Annotated in this window: 16 protein-coding genes; 3 read left to right on the top strand and 13 right to left on the bottom strand. The window is 66.8% G+C overall.

Annotated features, from left to right (window positions below; all coding sequences use genetic code 11):
- Window positions 1-8: 8 nt before the first annotated feature.
- Complete coding sequence (locus NX782_RS00425; protein ID WP_258843504.1) at window positions 9-1,214, top strand: pyridoxal phosphate-dependent aminotransferase; 1,206 nt, start codon at window positions 9-11, stop codon at window positions 1,212-1,214.
- 9 nt (window positions 1,215-1,223) lie between these two features.
- Here NX782_RS00425 and NX782_RS00430 read toward each other — a convergent pair whose 3' ends face one another.
- Genes NX782_RS00430 through NX782_RS00445 form a run of 3 tightly spaced genes read right to left on the bottom strand, consistent with a single transcriptional unit; the run spans window position 1,224 to window position 4,508 of the window.
- Entirely contained in the window at window positions 1,224-2,624 is a 1,401-nt protein-coding gene (locus NX782_RS00430) for an ATP-binding protein (protein ID WP_308632746.1), read from the bottom strand.
- Between the two features lie 6 nt (window positions 2,625-2,630).
- Complete coding sequence (locus tag NX782_RS00440; protein WP_258843505.1) at window positions 2,631-4,091, bottom strand: ATPase domain-containing protein; 1,461 nt, start codon at window positions 4,089-4,091, stop codon at window positions 2,631-2,633.
- Window positions 4,092-4,508, bottom strand: a complete 417-nt coding sequence (locus NX782_RS00445; protein WP_258843506.1) for a hypothetical protein — start codon at window positions 4,506-4,508, stop codon at window positions 4,092-4,094. It lies immediately after the preceding gene.
- A 177-nt stretch (window positions 4,509-4,685) separates the two neighbouring features.
- On the opposite strand from NX782_RS00445, the gene NX782_RS00450 reads away from it, so the two are divergent.
- Entirely contained in the window at window positions 4,686-6,338 is a 1,653-nt protein-coding gene (locus NX782_RS00450) for a M28 family peptidase (RefSeq protein WP_258843507.1), read from the top strand.
- Between the two features lie 13 nt (window positions 6,339-6,351).
- Here the strand turns inward: NX782_RS00450 and NX782_RS00455 are convergent, their stop codons facing one another.
- Genes NX782_RS00455 through NX782_RS00465 form a run of 3 tightly spaced genes read right to left on the bottom strand, consistent with a single transcriptional unit; the run spans window position 6,352 to window position 9,085 of the window.
- Window positions 6,352-7,416 carry a T6SS immunity protein Tli4 family protein gene (locus tag NX782_RS00455; RefSeq protein ID WP_258843508.1) on the bottom strand — a complete coding sequence of 355 codons (1,065 nt, stop codon included), beginning with the start codon at window positions 7,414-7,416 and terminating at the stop codon, window positions 6,352-6,354.
- Window positions 7,413-8,663 carry an esterase/lipase family protein gene (locus tag NX782_RS00460; protein ID WP_258843509.1) on the bottom strand — a complete coding sequence of 417 codons (1,251 nt, stop codon included), beginning with the start codon at window positions 8,661-8,663 and terminating at the stop codon, window positions 7,413-7,415. Before NX782_RS00460 ends, NX782_RS00455 begins: the two co-directional genes overlap by 4 nt.
- Window positions 8,603-9,085: a hypothetical protein gene (locus NX782_RS00465; protein ID WP_258843510.1), complete on the bottom strand. Its 483-nt coding sequence runs from the start codon at window positions 9,083-9,085 to the stop codon at window positions 8,603-8,605. Before NX782_RS00465 ends, NX782_RS00460 begins: the two co-directional genes overlap by 61 nt.
- Before the next feature lie 154 nt (window positions 9,086-9,239).
- Between NX782_RS00465 and NX782_RS00470 the strand changes: the two genes are divergently transcribed.
- Complete coding sequence (locus NX782_RS00470) at window positions 9,240-10,985, top strand: DUF885 domain-containing protein (RefSeq protein WP_258843511.1); 1,746 nt, start codon at window positions 9,240-9,242, stop codon at window positions 10,983-10,985.
- Between the two features lie 81 nt (window positions 10,986-11,066).
- Here NX782_RS00470 and NX782_RS00475 read toward each other — a convergent pair whose 3' ends face one another.
- From NX782_RS00475 to smc, 7 genes are all read right to left on the bottom strand, one after another.
- A complete protein-coding gene (locus NX782_RS00475) occupies window positions 11,067-11,558 on the bottom strand; it encodes a hypothetical protein (RefSeq protein ID WP_258843512.1) in 492 nt (163 codons plus the stop codon).
- Entirely contained in the window at window positions 11,555-12,091 is a 537-nt protein-coding gene (gene def, locus NX782_RS00480) for a peptide deformylase (RefSeq protein WP_258843513.1), read from the bottom strand. The genes NX782_RS00475 and def overlap by 4 nt, the downstream gene beginning before the upstream one ends.
- Entirely contained in the window at window positions 12,088-12,975 is an 888-nt protein-coding gene (galU, locus tag NX782_RS00485; protein WP_258843514.1) for a UTP--glucose-1-phosphate uridylyltransferase GalU, read from the bottom strand. Before galU ends, def begins: the two co-directional genes overlap by 4 nt.
- Before the next feature lie 16 nt (window positions 12,976-12,991).
- A complete protein-coding gene (gene ligA / locus NX782_RS00490) occupies window positions 12,992-15,340 on the bottom strand; it encodes an NAD-dependent DNA ligase LigA (protein ID WP_258843515.1) in 2,349 nt (782 codons plus the stop codon).
- A gap of 7 nt (window positions 15,341-15,347) precedes the next feature.
- Window positions 15,348-16,586, bottom strand: coding sequence for a cell division protein ZipA C-terminal FtsZ-binding domain-containing protein (locus tag NX782_RS00495; RefSeq protein ID WP_258843516.1), 1,239 nt, complete (start codon window positions 16,584-16,586; stop codon window positions 15,348-15,350).
- 309 nt (window positions 16,587-16,895) lie between these two features.
- The gene (locus NX782_RS00500; RefSeq protein ID WP_258843517.1) at window positions 16,896-18,386 is read right to left on the bottom strand and encodes a catalase; all 1,491 of its coding nucleotides are present in this window, start codon (window positions 18,384-18,386) and stop codon (window positions 16,896-16,898) included.
- 158 nt (window positions 18,387-18,544) lie between these two features.
- Window positions 18,545-22,057, bottom strand: a complete 3,513-nt coding sequence (gene smc / locus NX782_RS00505; RefSeq protein WP_258843518.1) for a chromosome segregation protein SMC — start codon at window positions 22,055-22,057, stop codon at window positions 18,545-18,547.
- Window positions 22,058-22,338 lie beyond the last annotated feature (281 nt).

The following is a 22,338-nucleotide window of genomic DNA, read 5'->3' on the forward strand; positions in this document are numbered from 1 at the left end:
GTAGCGGGATGCCAGATACCCAGAACACCCCTCTTTCCCGCGCCCTGCAGCTGGCGTCCCGCGTCGACGCCATCGAACCCTTCCGCGTCATGGAGATGGTCAAGCAGGCCGCCGCCATGCGCCGCGCCGGCATCGACGTCATCAGCATGAGCGTCGGCGAGCCGGATTTCACCGCGCCCGACATGGTGGCCGAGGCCGCCGTCGAGGCGATCCGCGGCGGCGCCACCCAGTACACCGAGTCGCTCGGCCTGCCGGCCCTGCGTGAAGCGATCTCGGGCCACTACCAGCGCTTCTACGGCCTGGACATCGATCCGCGCCGCATCGTGGTCACCGCCGGCGCCTCGGCCGGCCTGCTGCTGGCCTGCGCCGCGCTGGTCGCCGAGGGCGACGAAGTGCTGATGCCGGACCCCTGCTATCCCTGCAACCGCCACTTCGTCAGCGCCTTCGGCGGTAAACCCGTGCTGCTGTATTCGAGCGCCGCGGAACGCTACCAGCTGACCGCCGCCCACCTGGCCGAACACTGGAACAACCGCAGCCGCGGCGTGCTGGTGGCTTCGCCTTCGAACCCGACCGGTACCTCGATGACGGTGCCGCAGGCGCGCGAACTGCTGGGTGCGGTGCGCGCGCGCGGCGGCTTCGCGATCGTCGACGAGATCTACCAGGGCCTGTCCTACGACGGCAAACCGGTCAGCGCCCTGGCGCTGGACGACAGCGTCATCACCGTCAACAGCTTCTCGAAGTACTTCAACATGACCGGCTGGCGCCTGGGCTGGCTGGTGGTGCCGGACGCGCTGGTGCCGGTGTTCGAGAAGCTGGCCCAGAACCTGTTCATCTGCGCGCCGACCATCGCCCAGCACGCCGCCCTGGCCTGCTTCGGCGACGATGCGCTGGCCATCTTCGAAGCGCGCCGCCTGGAATTCCAGCGCCGCCGCGACTTCCTGGTGCCGGCCCTGCGCGAACTCGGCTTTGGCGTGCCGGTGATGCCGGACGGCGCCTTCTATGTGTACGCGGATATCACCGCCCTGCCGCACCGGCATGCGAACGACAGCACGGCCTTCGCCAAGGCGGTGCTGGAAGAAGCCCATGTGGCGATCGTGCCCGGCGACGACTTCGGCTTTGCCGCGCCGGCGCGCCATGTGCGCTTTTCCTACGCGACGCAGTACGAGCGGATCGAGGAAGCCGTGCAGCGCCTGGCGCGCCTGCTGGGCAAGTAGGACGCCGGTTCAGGCGCGGATTGCCCGCGCTTCCGAACCGATCAGCGCCAGCAAAGCCTCCAGTGCGACCGGCTTGACCAGGTAATGGTCGAAGCCGGCTTCGCGGCCGCGCGCCTCGTCTTCCGGCTGGCCGTAGCCGGTCATGGCGATCGCCAGCGGCCCGGCGCCGGCGCCATGGACGCCGACCGCCGCGCGCACCGCGCGGATCAATCCCAGTCCATCCAGGCCCGGCAGGCCGATATCGCACACGATCACGTCATAGGGCCGCTCCAGCGCCGCCGCCAGGCCGCTGCGGCCGTCGAGGGCGGTGACCACTTCGTGTCCCTCTTCGCGCAGACAGGCGGCCAGCGTGGCGCAGGTATCCGGATTGTCCTCCACCACCAGCACCCGCTTGCGGCCACCGGTCACCGCCACCTCGGACGGGCCGCGGCCGACGGTCTGCTGGCCGGAACGCGGCAGGCGCACCGTGAAGCAGCTGCCGAGGCCGGCGCCGGCGCTCTCGGCCGTCACCGTCCCGGCGTGCATGCCGACCAGGTTGCGCACCACGTTCAGGCCCACGCCCAGTCCGCCCTCGGAGCGCGCCAGCGAGCGCGGGCCCTGGGTGAACAGGTCGAAGATATAGGGGATGATTTCCGGTGCGATGCCGTTGCCGTTGTCCGCGATCGCCACCGACACCTGGTCGGCGTCGGCGCGTGCCGTCAGGTGCAGCCGGCCGCCGTCGCCGGTGTACTTCGAGGCATTCGCCAGCAGGTTGGTGAAGACCTGGGTCAGGCGCACCTGGTCGCCCTCCACCACCACCGATTCCGGCGGCAGCTCCAGCTGCAGGCTCTGGCGCCGTTCCTGGATGCAGGGCTGCATGGTCTCGACGGCCTGCTGCAGCACGTCGGCCAGCAGCAGAGGCTGGGTCGAGAGGGTGATCTTGCCGCTGCTGATGCGGGCGGCGTCGAGCAGGTCGTCGAGCAGCTTGGCCATGTGGTCGACCTGGCGCCCGATCACGCGCGACAGCTTGTGCAGCTGGGGCGTGGCGTCCGGCATGCGATCCAGCAGCGAAGCCGCCATGCCGATCGGCGACAGCGGATTGCGCAGCTCGTGCGCCAGCATCGCCAGGAACTCGTTCTGGCGGCGGTTGGCCGCCTCGGCGTCTTCCTGCAGGTGCTGGGCCTGGACCGCGGCCACCACCAGGTGCGCGTTGGCCTCGCGCAGCTGGGCCAGGGTCTCTTCCAGGCGGCGCTTCTCGGCCGCCACTTCGCGCAGCGCGTCGATCTCGTTCTCGAGGATGTGGATGCGGCGCAGCAGGAATTCCTCGGGCAGGCTGGCCCGCGGCAGCTCATGGGTGCTGGCGCGCTGTTGCGAGGCCGTGGGGTCCTTGTCTGGCGGTGCCATTGCGTCCTCGTCCTCGTCCTCGTCCATGCGTCCTCAGCGCCCCAGGGTTGGCCGGCCGATCATGATGCCGTTCAGCTGCGAAGCCTTGGGTCGCACCTCGATGCCCTCGCCGGTGATGCGGTACTCGCGCAGATCGGTGCTGTGGTCGCAGCCGCGCACCTTCACCACCGTCATGAACTTGCGCAGTTCGCCTTCGTACTCGACAAAGCGCAGCGACAGCACGGCGTCGGTCAGGAAGCACAGCTCGTCGGGGCTGAAGCTCAGCTTGCAATAATCGTCTTCCATGCCGACCGTGACCATCGCCGAGACGCCACGCTTGGCCAGTTCGGCCAGGGTCCGGAATACTCCGGTGCGCAGGTCGGCGCGCGCTTCCGGCGCCAGGTAGAGCCCGAGCTCGGACAGCGAATCGATCACCACCCGGGTCGCGCCGCTGCGGTCGATCGCGGCGCACATCTCGTCCATCAGCTCTTCGACGCTGAGCGACAGCGAGCGGCTTTCCACCACGGCCACATGACCGCCCTGGACGATTTCCGCCAGCTCGGCATTGCGCAGGCGCGCCGTGCCCTTCTCGAAGAACAGGGCCACGCCCTTTTCGCCCTGGGCCGCGCCGGCCTGCAGGAAGCGGGTGCCGAGGATGGTCTTGCCGGCGCCGGTCGGGCCCGACACCAGCAGCGTGTGCCCTTGCGGCAGGCCGCCGTGCATCAGTTCGTCCAGGCCGGCGGTGCCGGTGGAGATGCGGCATGGATTGCGGTCGACCGGCACGCCGGGCCGGCGGTCGGCGGACAGCGGCGGCAGCAGGCGCGGGTAGACGCGGATGCCGTCGTCGGCGATGCGCATGGTGTGCGCGCCCGTCATGTGGCCCTGGCCGCGCATCTTGTTCACGCGCAGCTTGCGCAGGGACGAGTTGTCGTCGGCCGCCTGGTACAGTGTGACCATGCCGTCGGCCACCGTGATGATCGGATTGGCCTCGACGTCGGCCTGCGAATACTCGCCGATCAGGAAGGTGGTCGCCTGCCAGGTCGCCATGCGCGAACCGAGCTCCTGGATGAACTGCTGCAGGTCCGACAGGCCTTCGTTGCCGCTGCGCGCCGACTGCATGACCGAGCGGAAGGAATCGACGAAGACCAGGCCCGGGCCGAAGTCCTCGACCTCGCGCATGATGCGTTCCAACACGCCCTGGAAGTGGCCGGCGCGCAGGTCGTCCGCCAGGTTCACGTAGCGGATGCAGGGGCCGACCTTGGCCATGTCGAAGAAGGAAAACTGCTGCTGGTAGCGCAGCATCTTCAGCGGCGGCTCGCCCAGCACCGTGAAGAACAGGGCGCGCCGTTCGGGACCGGCCAGCGCGAACATGATCTGGTGCGCCAGCGTCGTCTTGCCGCTGCCGGGCGCGCCGGCAATCAGCGTGAAGGAATATTCGGTCAGGCCGCCGCCGAGGAGGACATCGAGGCCTGGTACTCCGGTGGCCATCGATCCAAGGCGTACTTTGTCGGTCATTTACTTGTGCTCCTGTACATCTTCCGGTCCCTGCGGTTCCGAAGCGGCGGCCTGCTCGAGCAGCCTGGCCGTGAGCGCCTCGCCAATCAGCGACGACAACTGTCTGGTGAATGTATTCAGCAACTCCGCGTTTGCGATGTCGGCGACGGCCGGCTCGGCGACCGCGAGGTCGTGCTCGAGCGCACTCAGCAGTCCGGCGATCGACTTGCGTGCGGGATCCACGCTCAGCCATTCGTAGCGGACCGCCAGCGTACGCTGGGCGCGGCCAAACAATGCGCAGAACCCGCTCTCGCCGATCAGGGTGACCAACTGGCCACTGATCCGGCGCCACGGGCGCAGCCGGTCGACGGCGACCCCATGGGGCCTCGCCTTTCCGTCATCGCTGGTTTGTTGCCGCTCTTTGTCGTCTCTTTCCATGCAGGTCAACTGGATTTATCTTGGTGCGGCACCGCCGAGGCGGCCAAGGCATGTGGCAGCCATTATAACGGGATCGCGGAATCGAACATTGTAAAGTAGTGACAATATTTTCCGTGCCGCGCGGCCCTGCCTGCTGCTACCATCGCTGGCCTGCATAACAACGATGAGACAGATGCCATGCCCGACCGCCCACTCCCGCACGCCGCCCTGCTCGGCAGTGCGCTGCTCGCCACCGCCTTCGCCGCCGGCGCGGCACCGTCAAGCCCGCCCGCCGTCCAGGAAGCGCCGTTGCGTGCGCACCTGGCCTTCCTGGCCGACGACCTGCTCGAAGGCCGCGGCACCGGCCAGCGCGGCGGCGAACTGACGGTACGCTACCTGGAAACCCAGGCCGCGGCGATCGGCCTCAAGCCGGCCGCCGGCAACAGCTATCGCCAGAAGGTCGCGCTGGTCGGCCAGAAGACCCAGGTGGGCGCCAGCAGCCTGCGCTTCGAAGCCGGCGGCAAGACCATCGAAGCGGCGTTCGGCACCGGCGCGGTCTATGGCAACGGCAACGGCCAGCCCGATACGCGGCTGGATGCGCCCATCGTCTTCGTCGGCTACGGCATCGCCTCGGCGGAGGATGGCTGGAACGATTTCCAGGGCGTGGCCGTGAAGGGCAAGCTGCTGGTGGCGATGGTGAACGACCCGCAGCCCACGGCCGCCGAGCCGAACCGCTTCGGCGGCAAGTCGCTGACCTGGTACGGCCGCTGGACCTATAAATTCGAGGAAGCGCAGCGCCAGGGCGCGGCCGGCATCCTGCTGATCCACACCACGGCATCAAGCTCCTATCCGTGGAGCGTGCCGGCCAACAGCTTCTCGCACGAGCAGTTCCACCTGGCCGGCCCCGGCAACGCGCTGCAGGGCTGGATCAGCGAAGACATGGCGCGCACCCTGTTCAGCGCCGCCGGCCAGGACCTCGACACCCTGCGCGCCCGCGCCGAAGTGAAGGGCTTCCGCCCGGTCGAGCTGAAGGCCAGCGTCCACGCCCAGCTGAAAAGCACGGTGCGCCAGGTGACCGAGTACAACGTGGCCGGCATCGTGCCCGGCACCGATCCGAAGCTGCGCGAGGAAGCGGTGATCTATTCGGCGCACTGGGACCATCTCGGCATCGACGAACCCAGTGGCCCAACCAGCGGCAAGCCCGACCACATCTGGAACGGCGCCATCGACAATGGCTCCGGCACCGCCGCCCTGCTGGCGATGGCCCAGGCCGCCGTCGCGCATCCGGCGCGGCGCACCCAGATTTTCCTGTGGCCCTGCGCCGAGGAGCAGGGCCTGCTGGGCGCCCTCGCCTACACCCGCGCGCCCCTGTGGCCGTTGGCGAAGACCGCCGCCGATCTCAACCTCGACAGCATGAATTTCGTCGGCCCCACGCGCGACATCGGCGTGCCCGGCGCCGAGCGCAGCTCGCTCATCGATACCTCGCGCGAGGTGGCCAAGCAGATGGGCCTGGCGCTGGCGCCGAGCGTGCCGGACCTGGGCGGTGCCTACTTCCGCGCCGACCACTTCATGTTCGCCAAGGCCGGCGTCCCCGCCTTCAACGTCGGTTCGGCCGTGTTCTCGGGCGACGGCAGCTTCGCCTTCGCCCACGACGCGGCCGCTTCGAACCAGCGCATGCACGACTTCACGAAGGATTACCACCAGGTCAGCGACCAGTACGACCCGGCCTGGGACTTGTCGGGCATGGTGCAGCAGGCGCAGTTCACGCTGAACCTGGGCTATGCGGTAGCGAATGCGCCGGCGATGCCGCGCTGGCGTGCGGGCGAGGCCTGGGGGAAGGTCAAGCGCTGATGCGGCGTGCCGCTCATCGGCTGACGGGGCGTACGCGGATGCTGGAGGAGATGCGGTCCCACAGCGCCAGCGCGGCTGGCTGCGAGAGGGACGAGGCGACCGGCTCGCCGCGGTCGCGGCCGGTGACCATGGTCAGCCTCAGCGTCGGCACATAGACGGTGTTCTGGATGCCGTTCACTTCCCATTCGAAGCCGTAGACGATGGCAAGGTTGTCCTCGATGACGCGCTGGACCACCTCCTCGCCCTTCAGGCCGCCGATAGTACGCGGTGCCGCGCGCAGGTCGGTGACACGCATGTTCAGGATCGCCGGCAGGCGCCCGCGCGATGCGGCATTACGCTCGATCAGGCCGCGCGGATCGGGCTTGAGTCCTGCAGTGGTCTCGAAGTGAAAGCCAAGGTCGGGGTAGCTGGGCAGCTCCGCGGCGAGCGTGATCTGCTCGTTCTCGTCGGCGGGCAGCGGATCGCGGACGTAGGCGCGATCGAGGCAAAAGCCGGGCTCGGTGGGCGCGCGGTTGGCGGGATTCGGCACGAGTTGCGCGAGGAGCCGGGGAAGGTTCCCGATGAGCTTGGGATCGTAATCGTCCGCACTCAGGTCGATGCTGATTCCGCCGCCGTGTACATGCGCTTCGATGGCGACGCCCTCATAGTGAAAATGTTCGGTCGTGAAGCCATCGGATGCATTGCCCTCGGTGACGTTTCGCCCGTGGACGAAGATTTTTCCGGCGAGCCCATTGTCGGTCCGGACGTCGCTGGCGGATTCCATATTGTTGCGGCCACCACGGAAATCCGGCTTGGCCCGGATCTCGGCTTCCCGCGCTGCCAGCCGCTGCTGGAAAGCCTCCGAACTCTCGGCAAACGCATCAATGCCAAGCCCGCTGATCTCCGCGCCGTAGAGCTCTACCCGGGTCTCCGCGGGGAGGTCGATGAGCATCCTGCCGACACAAACCGTCGTCATTTTTCCAGTCATTTGCACCACCTTGAAAGTATCCCAGGCGGCGCCCGCCGCCCAGGCCGCGGCCAGGCATCCGGCCATTGCGGCATACACCCGGAACAGCTTGCTTTGAAAAATACGTTTCATGGCATCCCCTGTACGATCCTGACCACCAGGCGCAGCGTCAGCATCAGCATGTCTTCGTGGTTGAACGCGCCCTGGTGGTCGTAGCCGCGGGTTTCGAACAGATGCTGGACCTTACCCGCCGGCCCGGCGCCGGACTGGAACGGCACTGTGCGGTCGCCGCGGGCATCGGGCGGCTCGGGCTTGAACGACAGGGAGCACACCGGATCGACGTCCACGAGCCGGACGCCGCCTGGTTCGCGCCCTCTCAATCTGGCGTTCTTGATGTTTGCCGGTGTGAGCGCGGTGCCCAGGCCGGTTTCTTTCCGCCCAAGCCAGCGCACCTTGCCGAAAGCGGGCTGGCTCGCATCGCTGCCGTAGAAGGCGTAGGTATTCGGGTGATAGTAGTCGCCCAGGCATTCCCTGTGAAAGCGTTCGGCTGTGTTGATGGCATTCGTGATCGCCTTGTGTACGCCTCCGCGTTTCCTCTCATATTTTCCTGCCGGGTCGGCCAGCTCGGGATCGACGAGCCTGTACCAGGGCCGCAAATCACGGTAAAGATCGTAGGGATTCGGCGCAGCCTCGTTCGGCAGGTGCAGGTAATCGATGGCCGTTTCCGGCCCGCCCGCAGGTCCGGGCGCATGCACCACCCGCACGTGCAGCCAGGATCCCGGATACAAATGGGTGGGCAGGAGTTCCAGCGCCCCAGGCGAGGTCGCCAGCACGGGCGTGGTGTCATAGGTTGTGGCACCAAGAATTTTGGCGACGAAGCGCCCGGCGAAATCCTGCGCTTCGGTGCCGCAGCTCATGCGGCGATAGGCGGCAGGCGCGCCCAGGGCCGGCATCGCGCCATGGATCACACCGGCGATCCGGTCCGGAATACGCTTCGCGCAGGCGCGCGCGACCAGCCCGCCCATCGAATGGGTCACGAGGATGACGCGCTCGCACTGGCGCCGCATGCCTTTCCAGTATTCGATGATGTCGAGGATGCGCCGCTCCAGCCGTATCGAAGCCTGCTCGCAGCATTCGAGCCAGTTGTAGCCCACACCGTACACCGGATAATGATGGCGCGCGTGCTTTTCCAGGGCCGCCTCGGTCAGCGGCATCATGCCCGGCATGCCCCACTTTTTCGGATCGCAGGCCATGACCTCCTGCCAATGGCGCTGGATATGGCGCTCGCCCGTGGCTTCGTCGTGCTGGAAGGTCCGGTTCAGGCTTGTCTCCAGCGCGCATAAGAGCCCGCCGTAGGAATCGGCATGCAGCTCCCCCAACCGCGTTCGCGCGCCAGTGTCGGATGAACGTGCAATCTGCCGTCGCGGTGCGGAATATGCGGCGGTCCATCTTCGTCGACTTCCAGCGTGTCTGGATCGAACAGTTTTTGGCGCTGCTTGGGCGTGCACCCGTCCCAGGTTAGTGCATCCCAGAGGCCTCCAACCATGGTATTCGGTGGCCGCCAGACCGGCTCACCAGGCTCGGCTCCCAAGTTGCGCTCCTTGCGCGAGCGCGGCTGCCGCTTCGCCCGCAGATTGCTGCCCATGATGCCGGGCACGACGATCACGGGAATCACGCTGTTCGACGGCATGAGGGCAAGACCGCGCACCTTGACCGCCGTCGGGGTCAGCACCGTGCGCGCCGACCAACCGCCGTCGGGCAAAGGGAGCATGGGAGGCAAGGGCCGCGTCGGGTCAGCCATGTCGAGAATCGGCAAGTCTACGAAAACCCTTGATCATGGCACGCCGGGACCTGGCCGCCGTTGAGCGAACACAGCATCTTCCTGCGGCAAGGGCAACACGGTACTATCGTTACCAAACGCAAGTTCACCACACCGCCTAGCCCCTTGGGAAACCATGCACCTGAAAACGCTGACCGCCGCCCTGCTTTTCGCTTCCTTGTCTTCCATCGCCGCCGCCTCGACCCCGGCCGACGCCCGCTTCCAGTCCATCTACCAGCAGGAATGGAAATGGCGCATCGCCCAGCGCCTGGCCGACGACGAGGACCAGCCCAAGGGCCGCCGTGCCGAACTGCCGCGCGTCGATGCCGCGACCCAGGAAGCGCGCCGCCGCTACTGGGAGGATGTGCTCAAGCGCCTGGATGCCATCGCCCCGGCCGCGCTGTCGAAGAACGAGCGCATCAACTACGCCGTCTACCGCGCCCAGATCCAGGCCTTGTATGAAGCCCAGCGCTTCCGCGAATACGAGCAGCCGGTCAACGCCGACAGCGCCTTCTGGACCGACATCACCTATGCCGCGCGGCGGCCGTTCAAGTCGGCCCAGGAATACCGCGACTACATCCTGCTGCTGCGCGACATGCCGCGTTATTTCAGGGAGCAGCTGGCGAACATGCGCGCCGGCCTGGCGCGCGGCTTCACGCCGCCGCGCGTGACGCTCGCCGGGCGCGATGCGCCGTTGGCCACGGTGGCAGAAAGCAGGACGCCCGAGGACACCATCTTCTACACCCCGTTCAGGAGCATGCCGGCGAATATCCCGGCCGACGAGCAGGCGCGCCTGCGCGCGGAAGGCGCCGCCGCGATCCGCGATGCCGTGCAACCGGCCCACGCCGAGGTGCTGGCCTATGTGCGCAGCGACTACTTCCCGAAGGCGCGCGTACCGCTGGCGGCCGAGAGCCTCCCCGACGGCCGCGCCTATTACCAGTCGAAGATCGTCGAGTACACCACGACCTCGCTGAGCGCCGACGAGATCCACGCCATCGGCCTGGCCGAGATGGCGAAGATCCGCGCCGAGATGCTGCAGACCATGGCCGCCGCCGGCTTCCAGGGCGAGCTGCCGGCCTTCCTGGCTTTCCTGCGCAGCGACCCGCAGTTCTATGCGAAGACGGCGGACGAACTCTTGAAAAGCGCGGCCTGGATCGCCAAGAAATTCGACGGCAAGGCAGACCAGTATTTCGGCTACCTGCCGCGGCGCCGCTTCGCGATCGTCCCGGTGCCGCCCGACCAGGCGCCCTACTACACCTCGGCGCGCGGCGGGCCCGGCGTCTACCTGGTGAATACCTACAACCTGCCGGCGCGCGCGCTGTACAGCCTGCCGGCCCTGACCCTGCACGAATCGGCGCCGGGCCACGCCTTCCAGATGCCGGTGGCGCTGGAGCAGAAAGGCGTGCCGCCGTTCCGCCGCGCGTATATCTCGGCCTATGGCGAAGGCTGGGCGCTGTATTCGGAACGCCTGGGCACGGAGATGGGCATCTACGAGACGCCCTACGAGATGTTCGGCATGCTGAGCTACCAGGCCTGGCGCGCGGCGCGCCTGGTGGTCGACACCGGCATTCATGCCAAGGGCTGGACCCGCGAACAGGCCCAGGCCTACATGCACGACAACACAGCTTTATCGGACCACGAGATCGAGACCGAAGTCGATCGCTACATCTCCTGGCCGGGGCAGGCGCTGTCGTATTACCTGGGCGAGATGGCGATCATGGGGGCGCGTAAAAAGGCCGAGGCGGCGCTGGGGTCTCGCTTTGATATTCGCGCCTTCCACGATACCGTGCTGCAGCTGGGCTCGGTGCCGCTGCCGGTGCTGGAGGCGCGGATCGATGCGTTTATTGCGGAGGGTGGGAAGTCGCCTTACCCGGCACCTTGAACCGCGTGTGCGTGGGCTCGGGGAGCCCACCCTACCGGCTCAGGCGGTTCGTAGGGTGGGCACACCGTGCCCACGCAAACCTCAAAACAGCTTGATCTTCAACTGCACCGAAATCCCGCCATACAGCCGATCCTTGTAGCTCGGGATGATCCCGACGTTGACGCCCACGCGCTGGTACTCGTAAGTCAAAGTCGGAATCGCCGCCGGGAACCAGCCGCCATCCCGCATGTTCGGGTAACCGTTGAAAGCGGCGATGGCCGCGCCCACGCGCACCGGACCGATCGCGTAAGGCTGCCAGATCACGCCGGCATAGTTCGAGTAATCGCGGTCGCTGTTGTAGAAGCGGCCCACGGTGGCCGCCATCGTGCCCGAGAAGCGGTACTCGGCGCCCAGGCCCCAGTTGGCGCCGTTCAGGTCCTTGTCGCGGTCGAAGTGGTAAGTCGCGAAGCCGCTGTCGAGCCAGAACTCGCTTTTCGGCGCGGCGTCGATCTTCGTGAACAGGTCGTCGGCATGGGCCAGCGGCGCGACGATGCAGCAGGCCGCCAGTGCGGCCTTGATGAGCTTATGGTTCAATCGTCGGCCTTCGGATCGAGATCGGGGAACATCACTTCGGTGTAGCCGAAGCGGGAAAAGTCCTTGATGCGCATCGGGTAGAGGATGCCCAGCAGGTGGTCGACTTCATGCTGCACGACGCGCGCATGGAAGCCGTCGACATCGCGACTGATATGATTTCCATATTGATCGACCCCTTCATAGTGCAAACGCGTATGACGGGGCACGCTGCCGCGCAGGCCCGGCACCGACAGGCAGCCTTCGAAGCCCTCTTCCATCTCGTCGGACAAGGGCGTCAGGACCGGGTTGATCAGCACCGTCTCCGGCACGCTCGGCGCGTCCGGATAGCGCTGGTTCTTGCCGAAGCCGAAGATCACCAGCTGCAGGTTGACGCCGATCTGCGGCGCGGCCAGGCCGGCGCCATCGACCGCGTGCATGGTCTCGAACATGTCGGCGATCAGCGCGTGCAGTTCCGGCATGTCGAATTCTTTCACGGGCTCGGCCACGCGCAGCAGGCGCGGGTCGCCCATCTTCAGGATCTCGCGGATGCTCATCCCTGTTTCTCCCGCAGTTCGGCCAGGAACTCGGCGAAGCCTTCCGCGGTTTCCGGGTGCTTCAGACCCATCGCCGTGGTCGCCTTCAGGTAACCGAGCTTGGAACCGCAATCATAACGCTGGCCGGCGTAGCGGTAGGCCAGCACGCGTTCGCGCGCCATCAGCGCGGCGATGCCGTCGGTGAGCTGGATCTCGCCGCCGGCGCCGGTGCCGATGTTCTCGAGGTCCTCGAAGATCGAGCCGGACAGCACGTAGCGGCCGACCACGGCCAGCGTCGACGGCGCCTCTTCCGGCTGCGGTTTCTCGACGATGCCGGAGACCAGTTCCAGATCCGGGCGGTAGGCGCTGGCGCTGACGATACCGTACTGGCGGGTATGCGCGCGCGGCACGTCCTGCACCGCCAGCACGCTGCATTTTTCGTAGGCGTACAGGTCGGTCATCTGGGCCAGCACCGGCTTGTGGCCGGGGGCGCTGTCCATGAAGTCGTCGGCCAGCAGCACGGCGAAAGGCTCGTTGCCGACCACCGGACGCGCGCACAGCACCGCGTGGCCGAGGCCCAGCGGCTCGGACTGGCGGATGTAGATGCAGTTGACGTTCTTCGGGATCACGCCGCGCACCAGTTTCAGCAGCTGTTCCTTGCCGTGGGCTTCCAGCTCGGCCTCGAGTTCGTAGGCCTTGTCGAAGTGGTCTTCGATCGCGCGCTTGTTGCGGCCGGTGATGAAGATCATCTCGGTGATGCCGGCGGCGACCGCCTCCTCGACCGCGTACTGGATCAGCGGCTTGTCGACGATCGGCAGCATCTCCTTCGGCTGGGCCTTGGTGGCGGGCAGGAAGCGGCTGCCCAGGCCCGCGACCGGGAATACGGCCTTCTTGATTGCACTCATTCTCTACTCCAAATTGTTATTGCGGCAGCAGCGCCAGCAGGCCGGCTTCATCGAGCACGGTCACGCCCAGGCTCTCGGCCTTGGTCAGCTTGCTGCCCGCCTTTTCGCCGGCCACCAGGTAAGAAGTCTTCTTCGACACCGAATCCGACACCTTGCCGCCGGCCGCCTCGATCAGCGCGCCGGCCTGGTCGCGCGACATGGTCGGCAGCGTCCCGGTCAGCACGAAAGTCTTGCCGGCGAGCGGACCTTCCTCACCGGCTGGGGCTTCCTCGGGCAGCTGGGCCAGCAGTTCGCGGCGCAGGTCGGCGACCTGCTGCACGTGCTCGCGATTCGCCGGCACCGCCATCCAGGCGTCCAGCGACTCGGCCACCGTGGCCGGCAGGCCGAACACACTGAAGATCTTCAGGTGTGCCAGGTCGTCCAGCGTGCGGCCGTCCAGCAGCTGGCGCGCACGCGGCTCGGTCAGCTTCGGGATGCCGAGCGCCGCCAGCAGCGCGACCTCGTCGAGCTTTTCGCGCAGCTGGGCCTTGGGCGCATGCTCGCCCTGCGGCGTGACGCCGGCCGCCAGCAGCGCATCGAGCGCCACCTGGTTCTTCGGCTCGGCGAAGAATTCGGCGATCGCCTCGGCCACCGTGCCGCCGATGTCGGGCAGCACGCGCAGCAGCGCGGCCGGGGCGCGGCGCACCAGCGCCAGGCTGCCCAGCCAGTCGGCCAGGGTCTTGCCGGTCGACTCGCCCACATGCCGGATGCCAAGCGCGAACAGCAGGCGCTCGAGCGGCGGGTTGCGGCTGGCGGCGATCGCGGCGAGCAGGTTGTCGGCCCACTTGGTCGCGACCTTGCCCTGCTTGACCGTCTCGGGTGTAGTGCCGTCGCGCTCGTCGGCCAGGCGCTTCATCTGCAGCAGGTCTTCCAGCGTCAGGCGATACAGGTCGGCCACGCCGTGCACCAGGTTGGCTTCGACCAGGCTGTCGATGTAGCGGTCGCCCAGGCCCTCGATGTCCATCATGCGGCGGCCGGCAAAGTGGCGGATCGCTTCCTTGCGCTGGGCGCCGCAGGTGAGGCCGCCGGAGCAGCGCGCCACCGCCTCGCCTTCTTCGCGCACCACGTGCGAGCCGCACACCGGGCAGGTCTTCGGCAGTTCGTAGACGGCCGGCTCGGGCTGCGGACGGCGCTCGAGCACCACCGACAGCACCTCGGGGATGACGTCGCCGGCGCGACGCACGACCACGGTGTCGCCCACGCGCACGTCCTTGCGGCGTACCTCGTCTTCGTTGTGCAGGGTGGCGTTGGTGACGGTCACGCCGCCCACCGACACCGGGGTCAGGCGCGCCACCGGCGTGATCGCACCGGTGCGTCCCACCTGCACGTCGATCGCCTGCACGGTGGTCAAGGCTTCCTCGGCCGGGAACTTGTGCGCCAGCGCGAAACGCGGCGCACGCGAGACGAAGCCCAGCGCGCGCTGGTCCGCCAGGCGGTTGACCTTGTAGACCACGCCGTCGATCTCGTAGGGCAGCGACTTGCGCTTCTCGCCGATCGATTTGAAGTAGCCGAGGATGCCTTCGCAGCCGGTGACCACCGCCCGCTCCTTCGACACCGGCAGGCCAAGCCGCTCGAACCAGTCCAGCACCTTCGAATGCGAATCTGGCATCTCGGCGCCTTCCAGCACGCCGATGCCGTAGGCGAAGAAGCGCAGTTTGCGCTGGGCCGTGATGCGCGCGTCCAGCTGGCGCAGGCTGCCGGCGGCGGCGTTACGGGGATTGGCGAATTCCTTCGCCCCCAGATCGCGCTGGCGCTGGTTCAGGCGCTCGAAGTCCTCCTTGAACATCAGGACTTCGCCGCGCACTTCCAGCACCGCCGGCGCAGGTTCTCCATTAGCGTCGCCATGCAGGCGCAGCGGAATCACCTTCACGGTGCGGATGTTGGCGCTGACGTCTTCGCCGGTATAGCCGTCGCCGCGGGTGGCGGCCTGCACGAACACGCCGTTTTCGTAGCGCAGGCTCATCGCCAGGCCGTCGAACTTCAGCTCGGCCGCGTATTCGACTTCAGCGCCGGGCGGCAGGTCCAGGCCTTCGCGCACGCGGCGGTCGAAGTTGTCGATGTCTTCATCGCTGAAACCGTTGTTCAGCGAGAGCATCGGCATCGCGTGCGTGACCTGGCTGAATTCCGGGATCGGCGCGCCGCCCACGCGCGAGGTCGGGGTGTCGTTCGAGACCGCTTCGGGGTGGGCCGCTTCGAGTTCCTGCAGTTCGCGGAACAGCTTGTCGTACTCGGCGTCCGGGATGGTCGGCGCGTCGAGCACGTGGTAGTTATAGATGTGGTGATTCAGTTCCTTGACCAGCCACGCCATGCGCTCCAGATGATCCATCCGCACCTCAGCTGAACAGGCGCAGCGCGCGGGTCGAGCCGGCCGGGATGTCGGCGGCTTCCATCTCCTGGTAGAACTCGCCGACCTGGCCGGCGATCTCGCTCAGGGCTTCATCCAGCAGCGGCTGGTCGAAGTCGTCGACGATGGCGGCGTCCAGGCGCAGCTCCAGTGACTTGGCGCAGGCAACCATCTTGCCGAAGCCGTCTTTCGCCGGGGCGACGCAGGGCACGTCGAGCAGCAGGGTCAGGCGCGAGGTGGTGTCGGCGCCCAGGTTGACGTTGGTCGACAGCGTAAACAGCACGCCGCCTTCGCCGTCGGGCATCGCGAAGCGGCCGTCCGGACGGACGTCGAAGCCCTGGTTTTCCAGCGCGCCGATCAGGGTCGACATCGCCCACGGCGCGCCCTTCGAGGCCAGGTTCACGCCCAGCTGGGCATCGTGGCCGGCGACGAAGCGGTGCAGGTTCTTCGCCTCGCTCATCACTTCGATCATGTCCGGGACTTCCGGTTCGGCGCCGATCTCATCGGCCACCGCGCGCAGGCGCGTGACCATTTCCGAGTATTCGAGTTCGTTCAGGGCCGTGGTGCGGGTGGCCAGCTGCACGCCGGCCTGCAGCTTCGTGTAGACGCCGCCGTGCACGATCGGCTCCCAGTCGCCGTTCACGGCCAGGCCGACGAAGTGCACCGGCTTGTTGCCGACGCGGCGCAGCTTGAGCAGCGCGGGCAGGATCTTCTCGCCGCGCGCGGCGCCTTCGACGTTCAGCGGGATCAGGCAGTCGATCAGCGGATCGACCAGGTTCTCGGCCAGCTGGGCCGGCGGGGTGTCCGGCTTGGCGCCCGGCAGGCCGGCCAGCGGTTCGAGGCTGGCGGCAGCGGCTGCAGTACCTGCGCCGGCACCGGATACCGGCGCACCAGGCGCAGCGCCGCCGACCGCGACACCCTCGGGCGCGACGGGAGACGTCGCAGCAGGCTCGCGCACCACCGGCTCGGCCAGCGCGTCGCTGCCCGCCAGTTCGGCGTAGGGCTCGTCGACGTTCGCATCCAGCACAGGTTCGTGGCGTTCGACCGCGCCTGGCTCGACCGGCGCGGCGGGTGCGGCGCCAGTCTTCATCAGCACGTCGTCATGGTTGCTTGCGAAGGCCCGTTCGACGCTCTTGCGGGCCTTGTACTCCTGCCACTTGTTATAACTAATGATCCCGACGACGAAGACGCCGCCGGCTGCGATCAGGCTCATTTGTAAGTCGTTCATGCTGCTTGTGCCTCGGATGCGATTGGTTCGGCGCACTGCACGCCCATTGCCGGCCAGCGGAAATGGCTCATCGCGTGCCTCATGCGTTGAAAGTGTCCGCGCCGGCGCCTGGGAAGGCGTCCCGCGGGGCTTCAGGACATGAGGGTAGCATGAAGGAAAGAAATAACGTAGCAGTGCAGATGGAAGAATGGCCGATATGATAACCAAATGGACCGGCGTACGCCATGCGCGGCGGCGCTTCTCTGCAAAAAAAGCCACCCCGCGCGGGCGGGATGGCTTGTCAAGCGTGCCCGAATGGCGGCGCCGCGATCAGTCCTGCAGTGCGGCGGCCAGCGGCGCGACCTTGTCGGCGCTCACGCCAACCGCCTTGGCCAGGCGCATGCCGTAGTCCTTGTCGGCTTTCCAGAAGTAGGACAGCATGGTCAGCAGGCTGTCCTGGTTCTTCACGCCCTTCAGGTCGCCGGAGAGGTTGGCGATCAGGTCATCGCGGTCCTGGGTGCTCAGCGAGCGGTAGAACTCGCCGGCCTGGCGGAAGTTCAGCGTCTTGGCGATGCGCTGCTGCTGGGTGCTGCCGCTCAGCGGCAACTGGCTGCTGCGCGCATTCGGATCTTCGACCAGCGCGCCCGGCAGGCGGCTCGGCTGGTAGTTCACGGTACCGGTGCGGCCGGAGATGTTGCCGGGGCCGTCCTGGTGGTTGTTCGCGACCGGCACCAGCGGCTTGTTGATCGGCAGCGACTGGAAGTTCGCGCCCAGGCGGTGGTGCTGGGTATCGATGTACGAGAACAGGCGGCCTTGCAGCATGCGGTCTTCCGAGGCTTCGATGCCCGGCACCAGGTTACCTGGGGCCATCGCAACCTGCTCGGTGGCTTCAAAGAAGTTCTCCGGCACCTTGTTCAGCTCCATGGTACCGACCTTGCGCTCAGGCACACCCGGCCAGATCTTGGTCGCGTCCAGCGGATCGAAATCGAACCTGTTCATCTCGTTCGGACGCAGGATCTGCACCACCAGGTCCCATTTCGGATACTGGCCCTTCGAGATCGATGTGTACAGGTCGGTGGTGGCGTGGCTGGTGCTCTTGCCCTGGATTACCGGGATCTCCTGCGGACGCAGGTTGCGCTCGCCCTGCTGCGACTTCCAGGCGAACTTGGCGTACACGTACTCGCCCTTGGCATTGACCAGCTTCAGCGCGTGCACGCTGCTGCCATTCATCTGGCGGTAGCTGGCCGGGGTGCCGTAGTTCGAATACACGCGGGTCAGCATGTGGGTCGCCTCGGGGATGTGCGAGAAGAAGTCGAACACGCGTTCCGGCTCCTGCACGTTGGTGTTCGGCGACGGTTTCAGCGCGTGGATCATGTCCGGGAACTTGATCGCATCGCGGATGAAGAAGATCGGCAGGTTGTTGCCGACCAGGTCCCAGTTGCCTTCCTGTGTATAGAACTTGGTCGCGAAGCCGCGCGGATCGCGCGTGGTCTCGGCACCCGAGCGGCTCGGGATCACGGTCGAGAAGCGCACGAACACCGGGGTCACGATGCCCTGCTTGAACAGCCTGGCCTTCGACAGGTCCGACAGGTCGTCGGTCGTGGTGAAGCTGCCGTGGGCGCCGGTACCGGTGGCGTGCACCACGCGCTCGGGAATGCGCTCGCGGTCGAAGCGCTGCAGCTTCTGCACCAGGTGCACGTCCTGCAGCAGGGTCGGGCCGTTCGGGCCGGCGGTCTGGCTGTTCTGGTTGTCGCCGACCGGGGCGCCGTTATCCTTGGTCAGGACTTGTTGGGCATGCGCCCTGCGCCAGTGCCAGCGCACCGCTGATCAGGGTCAGGACGCAGGCGGCGGCGCGCCCGGCGGAAAAATGCAGACTACTCATAAATACTACCTATCAATTCGCAAATGGAGATAGCATTATTCCTAGCCGGCTTGCATTATAGAAATTAATCGTCGCTATCAATTAGATAGCATTTCACCTATGCCGCGGCCAGCTCGGCCGCCGACTCCATATCCACCGCGACGATGCGCGACACGCCCTGCTCCTGCATCGTCACACCGATCAATTGATTGGCCATCTCCATCGCGATCTTGTTGTGCGAGATGAAGAGGAACTGGGTATGGTCCGACATGCGCTTGACCATGCGGCAGAAGCGCTCGGTATTGGCGTCGTCCAGCGGCGCGTCGACCTCGTCGAGCAGGCAGAACGGCGCGGGATTCAGGCGGAACATCGAGAACACCAGCGCGGTGGCGGTGAGCGCCTTTTCGCCGCCGGACAGCAGGTGGATGGTGGCGTTCTTCTTGCCCGGTGGTTGGGCCATGACCTGCACGCCGGCGTCGAGGATCTCTTCGCCGGTCATCACCAGCTTGGCGGTGCCGCCGCCGAACAGGATCGGGAACAGTTCCGAGAAGTTGGCGTTGACGCGGTCGAAGGTGTCCTGCAGCAGGTCGCGCGATTCGCGGTCGATGCGGCCGATCGCGCCTTCCAGCGTGGCGATCGCTTCCTGCAGGTCGGCGTTTTGCGAATCGAGGAAGCGCTTGCGCTCGGTGGCCTGGGCCAGTTCCTCGACCGCGGCCAGGTTCACCGCGCCGAGGGCGGTGATGGCGTTCGTCAGGCGCGTCACCTCGCCCTGCAGGTATTGCGGCTTCATGTCCGGCTGCAGCTTGTCCTGCAGTTCGGATTCGACCGCGCCGGTGGCGCTCAGGGCTTCGGCAAACTGTTCCTGGTTCAGGCGCGCGGCCTGCTCCTTCAGCTGCATCTCGGTGATACGCTCGCGCTGCGGCTGCAGGCTGCGCTCGGCCGTCATGCGCGCTTCCTCGGCCGCCCGCAATTGCTGCGTCAGCTGGTCGAGTTCGTGGCGCGCATCGCTCAAGGCCTGCTCCTGCGCGGTGCGGCGCGCCAGCAATTCCTGCAGGCCTTCGGCGGCGGTGCCGGATTCGATCGCTTCGAGTTCCATTTTGCCGGCGCCGATACTTTCCAGGACCTGCTCGGCCTGCTGGTTGGCGGTGGCGATCGTGCGGCGCAGCTCTTCGATGCGGGTGCGCTGGGTCTTTTCGGCGAATACCGCTTCCTGGGCCGCGCGTTCCAGCTCGCGCAGCCGGTCGCGCGCTTCGTTCAAGGCGCGTTCCTTGTCGAGGAAGGCGGTCTGGCCATCCTCGTGCGTGCCCTGCAGCTCGGCCAGTTCCATGTCCAGCTCTTCGAACTGCGCTTCGGCTTCCATCCGGGCCTGGCGCTGCTCGGATTCCTGGGCCGCGATCTCGTCGAGGTCCGCAGAAATCTGGCCGCTCCTCTGGTTGAAGCGCGCCTCGACCTCGGCCTGCTTGACGATCTCGATCTGCAGCGCGTGGGTCTCGCGCTGCAGGGTCGCGACCTTCTGGCGGCCTTCCTGCAGACGGCGCTGCAGGTCGGTCACAAGCGCGTCCGCGCGGGTCGCACGGGTGCGCGCCTCGTCCAGCAGCAGGGCCTGGGCGCGCAGCTGTTTGCCGATGTTGTCGATCTCGTGCTGGCGCGCTAGCACCCCATCCTGCTCGGCATCGGCGGCGTAGAAGCGCACGCTGGAACGGCTGACGATATGGCCGTGCGGCGTGACGAAGCAGCCGCCCGGCGGCAGGCGGTCGCGCTGGGCCAGGGCCGCGCCGGGATCGTCGGCAACGTAGACTTCGTGCAGCCAGTCGTCGAGCAGGCCGCGCAGGCCCGGGTCGTTCAGCTTCAGCAGGCTGGCGAAAGTCTTCAGGCCGTGCGCGGCCGGCTGCGCGGGTGCGCTGGTGGACGGCGTGTACACGGCCATGCGGGCTGGCGGCGCATCGCCGAAGAAGCCGCGCGCCCAGTCCAGGTTCGAGATCTCGAGCGCGCCGGTGCGCTCGCGCAGGACGGACTCCAGCGCGGTCTCCCAGCCGGTTTCGATGTCGAGCTTTTGCCACAGGCGCGGCAGCTTGTCGAGTTCATGCTTCTGCAGCCAGGGCTGGACCTTGCCCTGGGTCTGCACGCGCTCCTGCAGCTGGCGCAGGGCCGACAGGCGCGCTTCGAGCTTGGCGTTGGCGGCGCTCTCCTGCTGGACGGCGCTGTGCGCCGCGCGGCGTTCCTGCTCGCTGGATTCCTGGCGGCTGGCCGCCTCCTCCAATAACAGGTTCTGCTCTTCCAGCTGCAGCTGTTTTTCTTCCAGCTGCATGCGCAGATTGTCGAGGTGGCCGGCGTCCGGCAGGTTCAGGTTGCCGCGCTCCTGCTGCAGGCGTTCGCGGCGCGTTGCCAGCGTGGCCAGGATGTTCGAGGCATTGCGCTGGTGCGCCGACGCGAGCTCGATGCGCTGCTGGACCTGCATGATGCGGGCGCGCGATTCGGTGGTCTTTTCCTGCGCGGCGCGCCAGGCGGCATCGAGTTCGGGCAGCCGCTCGTTCTGCACTTCGACCGCGATCTGCGCGCCTTCCACGCGCGCGGCCAGTTCTTCGAGACGGTATTCCGCTTCCTCGATCTGTTCCTGGGTATCGCGCGCCTGGTTCAGCCACTGTTCGCGCTGGGCGGTGAGCGTGCCGATCTGGTTCTGCAGGCGCGTGCGCGACTCGACCACGAACTTGATCTGCGCTTCCAGGCTGCCGATCTCGGAATTGGTCTGGTACAGCGCGCCCTGGGCCGCGTGCAGGCGGTCGCCGGTTTCGAAGTGGGCCTGGCGCATGCGCTCCAGTTCCAGCTCGAGGTGGCGCATCTTCGCGTTCTGTTCTTCGAGGCCGGTCTGGGCCTGTTCCATCTCGAGGAACCAGCGCGCCTGCTCGGCCTTGGCCTCGTTCTTGCGCAGCAGCCAGAGCAGCTTCTGCTTTTCTTCCTGGTCGGCCTGCAGCTGGTGGAAGCGGTTCGCCACCGCGGCTTGCGCCTCCAGCTTTTCCAGGTTGGCGTTCAGCTCGCGCAGGATGTCTTCGACGCGGGTCAGGTTCTCGCGCGTGTCGGCCAGGCGGTTTTCGGTTTCGCGGCGCCGCTCCTTGTACTTCGAAACCCCGGCCGCCTCTTCCAGGAACACGCGCAGCTCCTCGGGGCGCGATTCGATGATGCGCGAGATCATGCCCTGGCCGATGATGGCGTAGGCGCGCGGACCGAGGCCGGTGCCGAGGAAGATGTCCTGGATGTCGCGCCGCCGCACCGGCTGGCCGTTGATGTAATAGGTCGAAGTGCCGTCGCGCGTCAGCGTGCGCTTGACGGCGATCTCGGCGTACTGCCCCCACTGCCCGGCGGCCTTGCCGGCGCTGTTATCGAACACCAGCTCGACCGAGGCGCGCCCGGCCGGCTTGCGGTGGGTGGAGCCGTTGAAGATCACGTCCTGCATCGACTCGCCGCGCAGCTCGGAGGCTTTCGATTCGCCCAACACCCAGCGCACGGCATCGATGATGTTCGACTTGCCGCATCCGTTCGGACCGACCACGCCGACCAGCTGTCCCGGCACCTGGAAATTGGTGGGATCGACGAAAGACTTAAATCCCGACAATTTGATGGAGGATAGACGCACGTTTGCTCAGGGTCGAAGAGGGGCTGCTGAAAACAGCATCATACCTTGGTTCTTGCTTTGCGGCCAAGATTTGACCTTGTTTTCTGCTATTGCGTTCGCGCTGGCCCGAGCTGTCCATTCTGTGCAGCGTCAACGTTTTCCCTCCCGTCCCTATCCTGTCCACCCTCGCCCTACCAGCAAATAATTTGCTAGAACATGGCAATTATGCATGCTATGCTAATTTCGCAATATTGCTCCGCCGACGAATGCAATGCTGCTGACGAGCCCATTGCCAACCCATA

Source organism: Massilia norwichensis (assembly GCF_024753245.1).
GTDB classification, from domain to species: Bacteria; Pseudomonadota; Gammaproteobacteria; order Burkholderiales; family Burkholderiaceae_D; genus Telluria; species Telluria norwichensis.